Raw genomic sequence first — 16,261 nt, 5'->3', positions numbered from 1 at the left:
CTGCAGCCTCCCGCCGGTCCGCCAATGATCAGCCAGCAGCCGCTGCAACCCCAGGGAGCGATGTGTCCCGCCGTCTTTTTACCTCGGAGTCCGTGACCGAAGGTCACCCCGACAAGATCGCTGACCAGATCAGCGACACCATTCTTGACGCGCTTCTGACAGAGGACCCGTCCTCCCGGGTCGCCGTGGAGACCTTGATCACCACGGGTCTGGTGCATGTCGCCGGAGAGGTCACCACCAAGGCCTACGCGCCCATCGCCCAGCTGGTGCGGAACAAGATCCTGGAGATCGGCTACGACTCCTCGAAGAAGGGCTTCGACGGCGCCTCCTGTGGCGTCTCGGTGTCCATCGGCGCGCAGTCGCCGGACATCGCGCAGGGTGTCGACACCGCTTACGAACAGCGGGTCGAGGGCGATGAGGACGAGCTGGACAAGCAGGGCGCCGGCGACCAGGGCCTGATGTTCGGCTACGCCTGCGACGAGACGCCCGAGCTGATGCCGCTCCCGATCCACCTCGCGCACCGGCTCTCCAACCGGCTCTCCGAGGTCCGCAAGAACGGGACCATCCCGTACCTGCGCCCCGACGGCAAGACGCAGGTCACCATCGAGTACGACGGCGACAAGCCCGTCCGCCTCGACACGGTCGTCGTCTCCTCGCAGCACGCGTCCGACATCGACCTGGACTCGCTGCTCGCCCCCGACGTACGCGAGTTCGTCGTCGAGTACGTCCTCAAGGGCCTCGTCGACGACGGCATCAAGCTCGACACCGAGGGCTACCGCCTGCTGGTCAACCCGACCGGACGTTTCGAGATCGGCGGCCCCATGGGCGACGCCGGCCTCACCGGCCGCAAGATCATCATCGACACCTACGGCGGCATGGCCCGCCACGGCGGCGGCGCCTTCTCGGGCAAGGACCCGTCGAAGGTCGACCGCTCCGCCGCGTACGCGATGCGCTGGGTCGCGAAGAACGTCGTGGCCGCCGGTCTCGCCGCGCGCTGCGAGGTCCAGGTCGCCTACGCGATCGGCAAGGCCGAGCCGGTCGGCCTCTTCGTCGAGACCTTCGGCACCGCCACGATCGACACGGAGAAGATCGAGCAGGCCATCGCGGAGGTCTTCGACCTCCGGCCGGCCGCGATCATCCGCGACCTCGACCTGCTCCGCCCGATCTACGCGCAGACCGCGGCGTACGGCCACTTCGGCCGCGAGCTCCCCGACTTCACGTGGGAACGCCGCGACCGCGTGGACGCGCTGCGCGCTGCCGCCGGGGTCTGATCTCCCCCCGTTTCGCCATGAGGCCCCGGACCGTTCGGTATATCGACGGTCCGGGGCCTTGTCGCGTGGTGGGGGCTTGTCAGTGCGGTCTGGTAGGTATGAGGCCGTGAGCAGCGACGACGGCAGGCAGGACAGGGGGGCCGGGGAGCCCGCCGGGGGAGGGGCGCGCCGTGCGGGCGGGGAGCCTGCCGGGGGAGGGGAGCCCACCCGGGCCGGGGAGCCCGCCGGGGGAGAGGAGTCCGCCGGGGCCGGGGCGCCCGTCCGGGGTGGGGGTCCCGAGCAGCTCGCGCTGATCCGGGAGAGCGTGCGGCAGGCGAAGGTGCCGCGGGCGAAGCCGCGGACCTGGCGGGGGGCCGCGCTGGCGGCGGAGCTGCCCGTCGCGCGGGTGGTGGTGAACAAGGGGGTGCTGCACCTCGACCAGTTCTTCGACTACGCCGTGCCGGAAGAGCTCGACGGGGCGGCGCAGCCGGGGGTGCGGGTGCGGGTGCGGTTCGGGGCCGGGGCCCGGCAGGTGCGGGGCGGGCGCCGGGAGGGCGGCGGGCTGATCGACGGGTTCGTGGTCGAGCGGCGGGCCGAGTCGGACTACGCGGGGCCGCTGGCGGCGCTGGCCGGGGTGGTGTCGCCCGAGCCGGTGCTCAGCGCCGAGCTGCTCGGGCTCGCGCGCGCGGTCGCCGACCGGTACGCGGGAAGCCTCGCGGACGTACTCCAGCTCGCGATCCCGCCGAGGAACGCGCGGGCCGAGGCGAAGCCCTCCCCGGAGCCGCCCCCGCCGCCGCCCGCGCCGGACGCGGGCACCTGGGAGCGGTACGCGAACGGTCCCGCGTTCCTCGGCGCGCTCGCCGGGGGCGGGACGCCGCGCGCCGTATGGACCGCGCTGCCGGGGCCGCACTGGGCGGACGAGCTGGCGCGCGCGGTGGCGGCGACGCTGGCCTCGGGCCGGGGCGCGCTCGTCGTCGTACCGGACGGGCGGGTCGCCGCGCGGGTCGACGCGGCGCTCACCGGGCTGCTCGGCGAGGGCCGGCACGCGCTGCTCACGGCGGAGGCCGGCCCGGAGAAGCGCTACCGGCAGTGGCTCGCGGTGCGGCGCGGCGCGGTGCGGGCCGTCGTCGGGACGCGGGCCGCGATGTTCGCCCCGGTCCGTGATCTGGGCCTGGTCGCCATCTGGGACGACGGCGACGGCAGCCACAGCGAACAGCACGCGCCCCAGCCGCACGCCCGCGAGGTCCTGCTGCTGCGCGCGGCCCACGACAGGTGCGCCTTCCTGGTGGGGAGCACGGGATGCACCGTTGAGGCGGCCCAGCTGGTGGGCACGGGCTGGGCGCTGCCGCTCGCGGCCTCCAGGGAGCGGGTGCGCGAGGCCGCGCCCCTGGTCCGTACCATCGGCGACGGCGAGCTGGCGCGGGACGGCGCCGCGCGGGTGGCCCGGCTGCCCAGCCTCGCCTGGCAGGCGGTCAGGGACGGGCTGAGGACCGGACCGGTGCTGGTGCAGGTGCCCCGGCGGGGTTACGCGCCCCGGCTGGCCTGCGAACGCTGCCGCGCGCCCGCCCGCTGCCGGCACTGCGCCGGGCCGCTGGAGGCCCCGGCGGAAGGGCGGCTGGGGTGCGGCTGGTGCGGCCGGGAGGAGCCGGGGTGGCACTGCGCGGAGTGCGGAGGGTTCCGGCTGCGCGCGCGGATCGTGGGGGCGCGGCGGACGGCGGAGGAGCTGGGCCGGGCGTTCCCGGCCGTCCCGGTCCGTACGTCGGGGCGGGACCATGTGCTCGACTCGGTGCCGGGCCGCCCCGCGCTCGTCGTCTCCACCCCCGGCGCCGAACCGGTGGCGGAGGGCGGTTACGCGGCGGCGCTGCTGCTCGACGGCTGGGCGATGCTCACCCGGCCCGATCTGCGGGCGGGGGAGGAGGCCCTCCGACGCTGGATACAGGCGTCGTCCCTGGTCCGGGGGCAGAGCGAGGGCGGCACGGTGGTCGTGGTGGCCGAGCCGACGCTCCGGCCCGTACAGGCGCTCGTGCGGTGGGACCCGGTCGGGCACGCGCGGCGTGAGCTGGCGGAGCGGGCCGAGCTGGGGTTCCCGCCCGTCTCGAGGATGGCGGCGGTGACCGGGCCGCCCGACGCGGTGCGGGCGTTCCTGGCCGCCGCGGAGCTGCCCGGCGACGTGGAGGTTCTCGGGCCGGTGGGGCTGGAGCCGGCGGACCCGGGCCGGCCGCGCAGGCCCGGCGACCCGCCGCCGGGGGAGCGGTGGGAGCGGGCGCTGCTGCGGGTGCCGCCGGGGAACGGGGCCGCGCTGGCGGGGGCGCTGAAGGCGGCGCAGGCGGCGCGGCTGGCGCGGGCCCCGCGCGCCGGTGGCGAGCCGGTACGGATCCGGATGGATCCGCCGGACATCGGGTGAGCGGCTGCCGGGGTGACCTCCGGGCGTCCGGCCTGCGGACGCCTGATCGGTGGTCACCCCGGTTCGGGCGCCCGGCTTTCAGACGTCGGGGCTTCGGGACGTCGGCCTTCGGGCCCTCCACCGGCGTTCGTCCGACCGGATCCGGGGTATCGGGCCCCGCGCCCTGCCCGCCGTTTCCGGACGGGGTGGGCGCGGGGTCGGCCGGGGGCCCGACGGGGTGTCAGCCGCCCCTGGGGGCGGGGAAGGGGGCGTGCGCCGTGGGCTGCGGGGGCATCGAACGGGCCGCGGGGACCACGGGGGTGGCGGTCTGGGTGCCCGGCAGGGACGGGACCGGGGGACGGTGGGCGAGGGACTCCTGGGGGCGGTCGGTATCGGCCGCGCCGGGCTGCTGGGTGGTCCGGCGGGTGCCGTAACGCCGGTGCACCGCCTGCTTGGTGACGCCCAGCGCCGAGCCCACGGCGTCCCACGAGAACCCCAGCGAGCGGTCGAAGTCCACCGCCGCGGTCACCAGGGTCTCGACGCTGTCCCGCAGCTCCTGCGCGAGCCGGACGGTCGGGGCGGGGGCCCTGCCGTAGACGACGAAGCCCGTGGAGGGGCCCGAGCGCCGTGGGCGGTAGACATTGCCCAGCTGGGCGGTGAGGGTGCGCAGCGCGTCCACCTGTCGCCGGACCCGTTCGATATCCCGCACCAACAGGTGCAGACTTGCACGGGCTTGTGCGTCGTGGGTTGCGTGGTCGGCCATGAACAAGCCTCTCGAACCGGCGTGGAAAGGAGGGACCGCACCGGGGCGGTCCGCGTGGTCAATCTCTCTTGACAACGCGTTACCCGGCTCTGTGGTCACGCTGCGGGGGCGTATGCGCGTATGCGCCCGGCGCACGGGCCGTCGTACGCCCCCTGTGGTGCGGGCGTCCGGACGGGTACGCAGAGCGCCTCGTCCCCAGCCTTGTTACCGTCCTGTCCCCGCCTCCGCCCCGGCCTCGCCCCCGTTCCGCCCCGCCTCGTCCGGCGTCCCGCGCCGGCGGAACCTCCCGGCGCACGGACCGGGGACTCGCCGGACACGCCGTAGACTTGGGCGCCCACCACGCGTCAGCCCGAGAGGCAGTCAGTCACCGATGAAGCTCGTCTTCGCCGGCACCCCCGAGGTCGCCGTACCCGCCCTGGACGCACTGATCGCCTCCGACCGGCACGAGGTCGTCGCCGTGGTGACCCGGCCCGACGCGCCGGCCGGGCGGGGGCGCAGGCTGGTGGCCAGTCCGGTGGCGCAGCGCGCGCAGGAGGCCGGGATCGAGGTGCTCAGGCCGGCGAAGCCCCGGGACGAGGAGTTCCTGGCGCGGCTGCGGGAGATCGGCCCCGACTGCTGCCCGGTCGTCGCGTACGGCGCGCTGCTGCCGAAGGCCGCCCTCGACGTGCCGGTCCACGGCTGGGTCAATCTGCACTTCTCGCTGCTGCCCGCCTGGCGCGGCGCCGCGCCCGTACAGCACGCGGTCATGGCCGGTGACGAGGTGACCGGCGCGGCCACCTTCCGGATCGAGGAGGGGCTGGACTCCGGGCCGGTCTACGGCGTGATCACGGAGCGGGTGCGCCCCACCGACACCAGCGGCGACCTGCTCACCCGGCTGGCCTTCGCCGGCTCCGGGCTGCTCGCGGCGACCATGGACGGGATCGAGGACGGCACGCTGGAGCCGGTGGTCCAGCCCGCCGAGGGCGTCTCGCTCGCGCCGAAGATCAAGGTCGAGGACGCACAGGTGGAGTGGGCGGAGCCCGCGCTCCGGGTCGACCGGGTGGTGCGCGGCTGCACCCCCGCGCCGGGCGCCTGGACCGTGTTCCGCGGCGAGCGGCTCAAGCTGATCCAGGTGGCGCTGGTCCCCGACCGTACGGAACTGGCGCCGGGCGCGCTCGCCGTCGGCAAGAACAACGTGTACGCGGGCACCGGATCGCACGAGGTCGAGCTGGTCTGGGTGCAGCCCCAGGGCAAGAAGCCGATGCGCGCCGCCGACTGGGCGCGCGGGGTGAGGATCGCCCCGGGTGAGCTGCTCGGCCCGACGACGTAGGCTGGGCGGGTTCGACTCTTCTCACCGCGGAGCACCTTTGAACCAGCAGGCCCCCCGCCCCTCCAAGCCGTACCGCCGCCCCAAGAAGGACCCCGTACGGCTCATCGCCTTCGAGGTGCTCAGGGCCGTCGACGAGCGGGACGCGTACGCGAACCTCGTCCTGCCCCCGCTGCTCAAGAAGGCCCGTGAGAACAGCGACTTCGAGGCACGGGACGCGGCTCTCGCCACCGAGCTGGTGTACGGGACACTGCGCCGTCAGGGCACGTACGACGCGATCATCGCGGCCTGCGTCGACCGGCCGCTGCGCGAGGTGGACCCGCCGGTGCTCGATGTGCTGGCCCTCGGCGCGCACCAGCTGCTGGGGACCCGGATCCCGACCCACGCGGCCGTCTCGGCCAGTGTGGAGCTGGCCCGGGTGGTGCTCGGCGACGGGCGCGCCAAGTTCGTCAACGCCGTGCTGCGCAAGATCTCGCGGGACGACCTGGAGACCTGGGTGGAGCGGGTCGCCCCGCCGTACGACGAGGACGCCGAGGACCATCTCGCGGTCGTCCACTCGCACCCGCGCTGGGTGGTCTCCGCGCTCTGGGACGCGCTGGGCGGTGGCCGCGCCGGTATCGAGAACCTCCTCGAAGCCGACAACGAACGGCCCGAGGTGACCCTGGTCGCCCGGCCCGGCCGCGCCACCACCGAGGAGCTGATGGCCGAGCTGGGCGAGGACTCCGGGCTGCCGGGGCGCTGGTCGCCGTATGCCGTACGGCTCGCCGAGGGCGGCGAGCCGGGGGCGCTCGAAGCGGTACGGGACGGCCGGGCCGGGGTCCAGGACGAGGGCAGTCAGCTGGTCGCGGCGGCCGTGGCCAACGCCCCGCTGGACGGCGCCGACGCCCGCTGGCTCGACGGCTGCGCGGGCCCCGGGGGCAAGGCGGCGCTGCTCGCCGCGCTCGCCGCCGAACGCGGCGCGTTCCTGCTCGCCGCAGAGAAGCAGCAGCACCGCGCCCGCCTCGTCGAGCGCACCCTCGCCGGCAACCCCGGCCCGTACCAGGTCATCACCGCCGACGGCACCCGGCCGCCCTGGGTCCCCGGCGTCTTCGACCGGGTCCTGGTCGACGTCCCCTGCTCGGGCCTGGGCGCGCTGCGGCGCAGGCCCGAGGCGCGCTGGCGGCGTATCCCCAAGGACCTGGACGGCTTCGCGCCGCTCCAGCGCGCGCTGCTGCGCGAGGCGTTCGCGGCGGTACGGGTCGGCGGGATCGTCGGATACGCGACCTGCTCCCCGCATCTCGCGGAGACCCGGATCGTCGTCGAGGACGTCCTCAAGGGGCGCGGCGGCCCGGCCGTCGAGGCCGAGTGGGTCGACGCCAGGCCGCTGATGCCGGGCGTACCGGCGCTGGGCGACGGTCCCGACGTACAGCTGTGGCCGCATCTGCACGGCACCGACGCCATGTATCTGGCGCTGCTGCGGCGTACCGCCTGACGGAGGGGCGGGCCCGGGGCGAGACGCGCGGATTGCGCGGACTGCGAGGTATCGGTTCGCACCTGGGTTCGCCGGGCGGTCAGGAAGACGCCCGGAGCATGGCAGGCTTGGTACATGGCCCAGATCAACCCCAGCATCCTCTCCGCCGACTTCGCCCGCCTCGCCGAGGAGGCGAAGGCCGTCGACGGCGCCGACTGGCTCCATGTCGATGTCATGGACAACCACTTCGTGCCCAATCTGACCCTGGGCGTGCCGGTGGTCGAGGCGCTCGGACGGGCGACGGACACCCCGCTGGACTGCCATCTGATGATCGCGGACCCGGACCGCTGGGCCCCGCAGTACGTCGAGGCGGGGGCCGGCTCCGTCACCTTCCACGCGGAGGCCGCCGCCGCTCCCGTACGGCTGGCGCGCGAGATCAGGGCGAAGGGCGCGCGGGCGTCGATGGCGCTGAAGCCCGCGACCCCCGTCGAACAGTACGAGGACCTGCTCCCCGAGCTGGACATGCTGCTGATCATGACCGTGGAGCCGGGCTTCGGCGGCCAGGCGTTCCTGGACATCATGCTGCCCAAGATCCGCCGGACCCGGGAGCTGATCTCCAAGCACGGCCTCGACCTGTGGCTCCAGGTCGACGGCGGGGTCTCGGCGGAGACCGTCGAACGCTGCGCGGAGGCCGGCGCCGATGTGTTCGTCGCGGGATCCGCGGTGTACGGCGCGGACGACCCGGCGGCGGCCGTCCGGGCGCTGCGCGAGCAGGCGGACCGGGCCACCGCCGCGGCCTCCTGGGCCTGCGGGCACTGAGCCGGGGGCGGCGCACGGTCATGGCGGACCAGTGGGCCACGGGAACATGAACGGAGCGTTCCGGGGACGATCAAGGTCCACCGGATCTGACAGGATGAACAGCGGGTCCAGATGTGAACAGAAGTGAGGAGATCGCGGTGCCTGGTATGTCGGCGGGTCGGCCGGCTCTGCGGATGGGACCCGCGGAGCTGGTGCAGGCGGCGGCCATGGCCCGCCGCTTCTATCTGGAGGGCAAGTCCAAGATCCAGATCGCCGAGGAGTTCGGCGTCAGCCGCTTCAAGGTGGCCCGGGTCCTGGAGACGGCGCTGGAGCGCGATCTCGTACGGATCGAGATCCGCGTCCCCTCCGAGCTGGACGCGGAGCGCTCCGACGCGCTGCGCGCCCGCTACGGCCTGCGGCACGCGGTGGTCGTCGAGTCGCCCGCCGAGGGCGAGGCCGAGTCGCCCGACCCCGAGAACCTCGGTGAGGTCGCGGCCGAACTGCTGGGCGAACTGGTGGTCGAGGGCGATGTGCTCGGCCTCGCCTGGGGCCGCTCCACCATCCATATGGCCGCCGCCCTCGACCGGCTGCCGCCCTGCACGGTCGTCCAGCTCACCGGGGTGTACGACGCGGGCACCGCGGAGCGCGGCTCTGTCGAGGCTGTCCGCAGGGCCGCCCAGGTCTCCGGCGGCGAGGCGCACCCGATCTACGCGCCGATGCTGCTCCCCGACCCGGCCACCGCCGCCGCGCTGCGCGGCCAGACCGGGATCGCGCGCGCCTTCGAGTACTTCGACAAGGTCACCGTCGCGGCCGTCTCCATCGGCTCCTGGGAGCCCGGCATCTCCACGGTGCACGACATGCTCACCGACGAGGAGCGCACCCACTACTCCACGCTCGGCGTCGCCGCCGAGATGTCCGCGCACCTCTTCGACGCCGAGGGCCGGCTCGTCGGCCGTGACCTGGGCGAACGGTGCATCACGGTGGAGGCCGACCGGCTGCGCCGGATTCCGGAGGTCGTGGCCATCGCGGGCGGACTGCGCAAGGCCGAGGCGATCGGGGCGGTCCTGCGCTCCGGGCTGGTCACCAGCCTGGTCACGGACACCGCGGCGGCGGACTTCCTGCTCACCGGGTTCACCCCGGCGCCGCACCCCGCGCTGGACCGCGCGGACCCGGACGACGACTGAGTCCGACGACCGAGGCCCGACGACCGAGTCCGACGATCGGGCCCGCTGCCCGAGGTTCGACGACCGAGCGCCGACGACCGAGCGCCGACGACCGAGGCCCGACGACCGGGCGGGATGGCCCTTTGGTGGATCGCACCAGAGGGCCCCGTCCGTTATTGGGGGTTTCTCCCGCCGGGATTACGGGGGCCGCCGTGGGAGAATCAAGTACGTGCGTTTTCCCCGGCTCCACCGACCGGGGCACCTCCGATCGACTGGGATGTTCAGCACGTGCGCTTCCTCAACGACCTCCAGCCGCCGTACGACCTGACCTACGACGATGTCTTCATGGTCCCGAGCCGGTCGGCCGTGGGCTCCCGCCAGGCGGTGGACCTCGCCGCCCAGGACGGGACCGGCACCACCATTCCGCTCGTCGTCGCGAACATGACCGCCATCGCGGGCCGCCGGATGGCCGAGACGGTCGCCCGGCGCGGCGGTCTCGTCGTCATTCCGCAGGACATCCCGATCGAGGTCGTCACCGACGTCATCTCCTGGGTCAAGACCCGCCATCTGGTGCTCGACACCCCGATCGTGCTGACCCCCTTCCAGACCGTCGGCGACGCGCTGTCCCTGCTGCCCAAGAGGGCACACGGCGCGGGCGTCGTGGTCGACGGCGAGCGGCGGCCCGTGGGGATCGTCACCGACCACGATCTGGCCGGGGTCGACCGCTTCACCCAGCTCTCCGAGGTCATGTCGAAGGACCTGGTGCTGATCTCCGCCGACATGGACCCGGGCGAGGCATTCACCACCCTCGACAGCGCCAACCGCAAGCTCGCCCCGGCCGTCGACGCCGAGGGCCGGCTCGTCGGCATCCTCACCCGCAAGGGCGCCCTGCGCGCGACCCTCTACACGCCCGCCACCGACGCCGGGGGGAAGCTGCGGATCGCCGCCGCCGTCGGTGTCAACGGTGATGTGGCGGGCAAGGCCGCGCAGCTCCTCGACGCGGGCGTCGACACCCTCGTCGTCGACACGGCCCACGGCCACCAGGAGTCGATGATCGCGGCGGTCCGCGCGGTCCGCGCGCTGGACCCGAAGGTGCCGATCGTCGCGGGCAACATCGTCGCCGCCGAGGGCGTGCGCGATCTGATCGAGGCCGGCGCGGACATCATCAAGGTGGGGGTCGGCCCCGGCGCGATGTGTACCACCCGCATGATGACCGGCGTCGGCAGGCCGCAGTTCTCGGCCGTCATGGAGTGCGCCGCCGAGGCGAAGAAGCACGGCAAGCACGTCTGGGCGGACGGCGGGGTCAGGCACCCCCGCGATGTCGCCATGGCGCTCGCCGCCGGTGCCTCGAACGTGATGATCGGCTCCTGGTTCGCCGGTACGTACGAGTCCCCGGGCGACCTTCAGCAGGCCTCCGACGGGCGGCTCTACAAGGAGTCCTTCGGTATGGCGTCCGCCCGCGCCGTCCGTAACCGTACGAGCGAGGAATCGGCCTACGACCGGGCCCGCAAGGCGCTGTTCGAGGAGGGCATCTCCACCTCGCGGATGTTCCTCGACCCGGCGCGCCCCGGGGTCGAGGACCTGATCGACTCGATCATCGCGGGGGTGCGCTCCTCGTGCACCTACGCGGGCGCCAACTCCCTGGAGGAGTTCGCCGAGAAGGCGATCATCGGCGTCCAGAGCGCCGCCGGATACGCCGAGGGCAAGCCGCTGCACGCCAGCTGGAGCTAGTGCCCCAGCTCCAGGGCCCGGTCCTCCGCCATGCGCGGGGGCCGGGTCCAGGTGGTGCGCATGAGTGGCCGGGTACGGGGTACACGCGCCCTGCATCGACCACGAGCAGGGGAGGCCGAAGTGTCCACGGCGAGCACGGTCCCGACCGAACACGTCCGGTACGGAGTCCGGGGGCGGCCGGCAGCGGCCGACCCGGGGCTTCCGGCCGTGGAGTGCCCGGCGGAAGTGGCACCCAGGGACGCGCGGGAGATCTCGAAGCTCTACTTCGTCCGGCTGGCGGAGTTGGACGAGGGCACCCACGACCACCAGTACGTACGCAACACCCTGATCGAGCTGAACCTGGCGCTGGTGCGCTACGCGGCCACCCGGTTCCGTAACCGCTCGGAGCAGATGGAGGACATCGTCCAGGTCGGTACCATCGGGCTGATCAAGGCGATCGACCGGTTCGAACTCAGCCGCGAGGTGGAGTTCGCGACCTTCGCCGTGCCGTACATCGTCGGCGAGATCAAGCGGTTCTTCCGGGACACCAGCTGGGCCGTACACGTACCGCGCCGGCTCCAGGAGCTGCGGATCGATCTGGCCAAGGCCACCGACGAGCTGTCCCAGCGACTCGACCGCGCGCCGACCACGGCCGAACTGGCCGCCCGGCTCGGACTGGACGAGGAGGAGATCATCGAGGGTGTCGTCGCCGCCAACGGCTATACGGCGGGCTCCCTCGACCTGCCGGCGGACGGCTCCGCCGACTCCCCGTCCCCGCTCTCCGACCGGATCGGCGCGCCCGATCCCGGGCTGGAGGCGGCGGAGAACGTCCAGGCGCTGAAACCGCTCATCGAGGAGCTGGACGAGCGGGAGCGCCGGATCCTGCGGATGCGCTTCGGCGACGAGATGACCCAGTCCGAGATCGGCGCCGAACTGGGCGTCTCCCAGATGCATGTGTCCCGGCTGCTGTCCCGGATCACCGGACGGCTCCGGGCGGGGCTGCTGGCGGTGGAGTAGCCCCGTCGCGCCCCGTGCTCAGGGGGCCGCCGGGCGGCGCCGGCTCGCCCGGACGTGTTGGCCGCCCGGCAGCGGTCCGATCTCCACCCGCCCCGCCAGGCGCGCCACCATGTGCCGGCCGGACCCACCGCCGCCCGCCGGATCCGGCCCGCGCGCGACCGGCGGGTCCGGGCTGAAGTCGTCCATCTCCACGGTCAGGACGCAGCCCCCCCGCCGTGAGATGGAGGCGCCACCATCCGGCGGTGTGCCGGATCGCGTTGGTGACCAGCTCGGAGACGACGATCAGGAGCGCGTCGAGACCGGCCCAGGGACAGTGCTGTTCGAGGAATTCGGCGGCTGCGCCGCGGGCAGCCGCACTGTCCCGGTGCGACGGGCCCACGACCACCACATGCGGCTCGTCGCCCATCACCCGTTCTTCTGCCCCGGCGGCGGGCTTCCACCGGGGCCCGGTCCGGCCGCTCGTGTTCTACTTCGGTACGGCGCCGCCGCTCCCCGGCCCCGCCGTTCCCGACCGGCCACGCGGAGAAGTGAACCACCAGCAGTGCGACTCAACGATCTCGACGAACGCATCGTCCACGCCCTCGCCGAGGACGCCCGCCGCACCTACGCCGACATCGGCTCACGCGTCGGACTCTCCGCGCCCGCCGTGAAACGCCGCGTCGACCGGCTGCGGGCGGCGGGGGCGATCACCGGTTTCACCGTACGGGTCGATCCGGCGGCCCTCGGCTGGGAGACCGAGGGGTTCATCGAGATCTACTGCGGCCGCAACACCTCGCCCGAGGCCATCCACCGGGGGCTGGAACGGATGCCGGAAGTCGTCGCCGCCTCGACCGTCACCGGCGAGGCGGACGCTATCGTCCAGGTCTTCGCCGCCGATATGCGCCACTTCGAGCGGGTATTGGAACGTATCGCGGGCGAGCCCTATGTGGAGCGCACCAAGTCGGTCCTCGTCCTGTCCCCGCTGCTGAGGCGCTACTCCTCGGGCACCTTCTAGGCCGTCGGCCGCCAGGGCACCACCACGAAGTCGCCGGTGCCCTCCGCGACCCGCTCGAAGGGCGCGGAGCTCACACAGCGCGGCAGGTTCCCGGCCCGGGCGGTGGGTGTGCCGGCCAGCGCCCAGCTGTAGCCGAGCCGGTCGCCGCCCGCCCGGTCGTGGACGGTCATCCCGACCCGGGTGCCCACCGCACCCGCCAGATCGCGGTCCGCCCGGGTGATGACGCCGCTGACCACGGCCACCTTCCCGCCCGTCAGCAGACAGTCGACCCGCCCCTCGGCCGAGCCGTGGACGCGGGGCGCTTCGTGGCTGAACGCGAACGTGCCGGTCGCCCTCGTCGGGTCGGCGCGGTCCTCGGCGGCCAGCCGCGCGTCGAAGGCGAAGGTGATGTCGTCCCCGGCGGACCGGTACAGCTTCGCGCTGCCGGTGAGCGCCGCCGCCTCGCGCGCCACCGGTCCGGGCAGCGGTGCGGCGGTCGCCGGGGTGGCGCCCGGGGCCAGGAGCAGCGCCGCGACGAGGGCGGCGGTGCGGGGGCGGGACGGTCCGGGCATGGGGCCGCCTTTCCGGGGAGGGGTGCGGTGCTCCGACCCTTCCGGGATACGGGTCTTCCGGGTCCCGCGCAACAGATCGCCGGGCGGGCGCCGGAACGCGCAAGGGATCGGTGGTCCCCGCGCAACGGCCGCGTCTTGTCCGGGGCGGCGGCCGGACCGTACCGTCAGTGCGTCCCCCGTCACCCGCATCGTCCGAGGTCAGCCATGCCGTCGCTGCGCACCGCCCTGCTCCAGAGCTCCGGCCGACCCGGTTCGGTGGCCGGGAACCTGGCGGTGCTGGACGACGCGGCGCGGCGGGCCTCGGCGGCCGGGGCCGGGCTGCTGGCGTGCCCCGAGATGTTCCTGACCGGCTACGCCATCGGCGACGCGGTGCCCCGGCTGGCGGAGCCCGCCGACGGACCGGGGGCGCGGGCCGTCGCGGAGATCGCCGTACGGCACGGGATCGCGGTGGCGTACGGCTATCCCGAGCGGGACGGCCGGCGGATCTTCAACGCCGCGCAGCTGATCGCCGCCGACGGCGAGCGGCTCGCGAACTACCGCAAGACCCACCTCTTCGGCGACTTCGAGCGCGCCTGGTTCACCCCCGGCGAGCTGCCCGTCGTCCAGGCCGAGCTGGCCGGGCTGCGGCTGGGGATCATGATCTGTTACGACGTGGAGTTCCCGGAGAACGTACGGGCCCACGCGCTCGCGGGGACCGATCTGCTGCTGGTCCCCACCGCCCAGATGCACCCGTTCCAGTTCGTCGCGGAATCCCTGGTGCCCGTACGGGCCTTCGAGAACCAGCTCTATGTGGCGTACGTGAACAGGACCGGCGAGGAGGGCGCGTTCGAGTTCGTCGGGCTGAGCTGTCTCGCCGCTCCCGACGGCGCCACCCGGACCCGCGCGGGCCGGGGCGAGGAACTGGTCCTCGGTGAGGTGGACACCGGGCTGCTGAGCGCCTCGCGCGCGGCCAATCCGTACCTCAGGGACCGCCGCCCCGGGCTCTACCCGCCGCTGGTGTGAGCGCGACCCGTTCCTCTTCCTTCTTCCTTCGCCGTACCAGCCAGGAGCCCTTCTCCCATGACGTCCATGGTCCCCACCGCCGGCCGGCACACCGACGCGCGCCCGCCGATCACCATGTCCGGGCCCGACTTTCCCTACGCGTACGACGACTTCCTGGCGCACCCCGCCGGGCTCGGCCAGATCCCCGCGACCGAGCACGGCGCCGAGGTCGCCGTCATCGGCGGTGGGCTCTCCGGGGTCATCACGGCGTACGAGCTGATGAAGATGGGCCTCAAGCCGGTGGTGTACGAGGCCGACCGGATCGGCGGCCGGCTGCGCACGGTCGGTTTCGACGGCTGCGACCCGGGGCTGACCGCCGAGATGGGCGCGATGCGCTTCCCGCCGTCCTCCACCGCGCTCCAGCACTACATCGACCTGGTGGAGCTGGAGACCCGGCCGTTCCCCAACCCGCTGGCCCCCGCCACCTCGTCGACCGTCGTGGATCTGAAGGGCCGCTCCCACTACGCGCGGACCGTCGACGAGCTGCCCCCGGTCTTCCACGAGGTGATGGACGCCTGGAACACCTGTCTGGAGGAGGGCGCGGACTTCTCCGCGATGAACCGGGCCCTGCGCGAGCGCGACATCCCCCGCGTCCGGGAGATCTGGGCGCGGCTCGTCGAGAAGCTCGACAACCAGACCTTCTACGGCTTCCTCTGCGACTCCCCGGCCTTCGCGTCCTTCCGGCACCGGGAGATCTTCGGACAGGTCGGCTTCGGCACCGGCGGTTGGGACACCGACTTCCCCCACTCCATCCTGGAGATCCTGCGGGTCGTCTACACCGAGGCCGACGACCACCACCGCTCCATCGTCGGCGGCAGCAGGCAGCTGCCGGTGCGGCTGTGGGAGCGCGCGCCCGTCAAGATCACGCACTGGCCGGCCGGGACCTCGCTGGCCTCGCTGCACGACGGTACGCCCCGGCCCGCCGTCACCCGGCTGCACCGTACGGCGGGCAACGGGATCACCGTCACCGACGCCTCGGGCCGTATCCGTACATACCGGGCGGCCGTCTTCACCGCGCAGTCCTGGCTGCTGCTCTCCAAGATCGCCTGCGATGACGCGCTCTTCCCGATCGACCACTGGACGGCGATGGAGCGCACCCATTACATGGAGTCCTCCAAGCTGTTCGTCCCGGTCGACCGGCCGTTCTGGCTGGACAAGGACGTGGTGAGCGGACGCGACACGATGTCCATGACGCTCACCGACCGGATGACCCGGGGGACCTATCTGCTCGACGACGGTCCCGACCGGCCCGCCGTCATCTGTCTGTCGTACACCTGGTGCGACGACAGTCTCAAATGGCTGCCGCTGTCGGCCGAGGAGCGGATGGAGGTCATGCTCAACTCGCTGCGCGAGATCTATCCCTCGGTCGATATCCGCAAACATCTGATCGGCTCCCCGGTGACCGTGTCCTGGGAGAACGAGCCGTACTTCATGGGCGCGTTCAAGGCCAATCTGCCCGGCCACTACCGCTACCAGCGGCGGCTGTTCACCCACTTCATGCAGGACCGGCTGCCCGCCGACAAACGCGGGATCTTCCTCGCGGGCGACGACATCTCCTGGACCGCGGGCTGGGCCGAGGGCGCGGTGCAGACCGCGCTCAACGCGGTGTGGGGCGTGATGCGCCACTTCGGCGGCGCCACGGACGCCACCAACCCCGGCCCCGGGGATCTGTACGACGCGCTGGCGCCGGTCGAACTCCCGGAGGACTGAGACGGCCTGCCCGGCCACCGTACGACAGGTGTCCACGGCCCCTGGCGCCCGGCGGACCAACGCGTTCGATCCGCGCCGGGACGGGACGTTTCCGGCCGTACGCTCCTGGAGGTGCGCCGCTCCGG

The 16,261-nt window shown here is 73.4% G+C and carries 13 protein-coding genes; 11 read left to right on the top strand and 2 right to left on the bottom strand.

The window, feature by feature from the left end:
* Window positions 1-62: 62 nt before the first annotated feature.
* Together metK and ACIP8W_RS09200 are read left to right on the top strand one after the other, a co-directional pair.
* The gene (metK, locus tag ACIP8W_RS09205) at window positions 63-1,271 is read left to right on the top strand and encodes a methionine adenosyltransferase (RefSeq protein ID WP_401949685.1); all 1,209 of its coding nucleotides are present in this window, start codon (window positions 63-65) and stop codon (window positions 1,269-1,271) included.
* Between the two features lie 106 nt (window positions 1,272-1,377).
* Window positions 1,378-3,654 (top strand): primosomal protein N', encoded by a 2,277-nt coding sequence (locus tag ACIP8W_RS09200; RefSeq protein ID WP_402202511.1) that lies wholly within the window; start codon window positions 1,378-1,380, stop codon window positions 3,652-3,654.
* A 220-nt stretch (window positions 3,655-3,874) separates the two neighbouring features.
* On the opposite strand, the gene ACIP8W_RS09195 is transcribed toward ACIP8W_RS09200, so the two are convergent.
* Complete coding sequence (locus tag ACIP8W_RS09195) at window positions 3,875-4,396, bottom strand: hypothetical protein (RefSeq protein ID WP_401949680.1); 522 nt, start codon at window positions 4,394-4,396, stop codon at window positions 3,875-3,877.
* 370 nt (window positions 4,397-4,766) lie between these two features.
* Here ACIP8W_RS09195 and fmt point away from each other — a divergent pair, with 370 nt between their 5' ends.
* The 7 genes from fmt to ACIP8W_RS09160 all read left to right on the top strand — a co-directional run bounded on the left by fmt (window position 4,767) and on the right by ACIP8W_RS09160 (window position 12,834).
* Entirely contained in the window at window positions 4,767-5,705 is a 939-nt protein-coding gene (fmt, locus tag ACIP8W_RS09190; protein ID WP_402202509.1) for a methionyl-tRNA formyltransferase, read from the top strand.
* 37 nt (window positions 5,706-5,742) lie between these two features.
* Window positions 5,743-7,173 (top strand): RsmB/NOP family class I SAM-dependent RNA methyltransferase, encoded by a 1,431-nt coding sequence (locus ACIP8W_RS09185; RefSeq protein WP_402202507.1) that lies wholly within the window; start codon window positions 5,743-5,745, stop codon window positions 7,171-7,173.
* Window positions 7,174-7,287: 114 nt separating this feature from the next.
* Window positions 7,288-7,971, top strand: a complete 684-nt coding sequence (rpe, locus tag ACIP8W_RS09180) for a ribulose-phosphate 3-epimerase (RefSeq protein WP_401949672.1) — start codon at window positions 7,288-7,290, stop codon at window positions 7,969-7,971.
* Between the two features lie 113 nt (window positions 7,972-8,084).
* Window positions 8,085-9,134 (top strand): sugar-binding transcriptional regulator, encoded by a 1,050-nt coding sequence (locus tag ACIP8W_RS09175; RefSeq protein WP_401949669.1) that lies wholly within the window; start codon window positions 8,085-8,087, stop codon window positions 9,132-9,134.
* Between the two features lie 246 nt (window positions 9,135-9,380).
* Window positions 9,381-10,844 (top strand): GuaB1 family IMP dehydrogenase-related protein, encoded by a 1,464-nt coding sequence (locus ACIP8W_RS09170; RefSeq protein ID WP_401950433.1) that lies wholly within the window; start codon window positions 9,381-9,383, stop codon window positions 10,842-10,844.
* 120 nt (window positions 10,845-10,964) lie between these two features.
* Entirely contained in the window at window positions 10,965-11,840 is an 876-nt protein-coding gene (locus ACIP8W_RS09165) for an RNA polymerase sigma factor SigF (protein WP_402202505.1), read from the top strand.
* A gap of 541 nt (window positions 11,841-12,381) precedes the next feature.
* Complete coding sequence (locus ACIP8W_RS09160) at window positions 12,382-12,834, top strand: Lrp/AsnC family transcriptional regulator (RefSeq protein ID WP_401949663.1); 453 nt, start codon at window positions 12,382-12,384, stop codon at window positions 12,832-12,834.
* On the opposite strand, the gene ACIP8W_RS09155 is transcribed toward ACIP8W_RS09160, so the two are convergent.
* Window positions 12,831-13,385: a Repetin gene (locus ACIP8W_RS09155; protein ID WP_402202503.1), complete on the bottom strand. Its 555-nt coding sequence runs from the start codon at window positions 13,383-13,385 to the stop codon at window positions 12,831-12,833. The two genes, ACIP8W_RS09160 and ACIP8W_RS09155, sit on opposite strands and share 4 nt — an antisense overlap.
* 204 nt (window positions 13,386-13,589) lie before the next feature.
* On the opposite strand from ACIP8W_RS09155, the gene ACIP8W_RS09150 reads away from it, so the two are divergent.
* Window positions 13,590-14,387 carry a carbon-nitrogen hydrolase family protein gene (locus ACIP8W_RS09150; RefSeq protein WP_401949657.1) on the top strand — a complete coding sequence of 266 codons (798 nt, stop codon included), beginning with the start codon at window positions 13,590-13,592 and terminating at the stop codon, window positions 14,385-14,387.
* A gap of 57 nt (window positions 14,388-14,444) precedes the next feature.
* Complete coding sequence (locus ACIP8W_RS09145; protein ID WP_401949654.1) at window positions 14,445-16,136, top strand: flavin monoamine oxidase family protein; 1,692 nt, start codon at window positions 14,445-14,447, stop codon at window positions 16,134-16,136.
* Window positions 16,137-16,261: the final 125 nt, after the last annotated feature.

The sequence above is a fragment of the Streptomyces sp. NPDC088554 genome (genome assembly GCF_044752945.1).
Lineage (GTDB): Bacteria > Actinomycetota > Actinomycetes > Streptomycetales > Streptomycetaceae > Streptomyces.
Note: the sequence above shows the minus strand (reverse complement) of the source record. Positions and strands in the feature narration are given on the sequence as shown.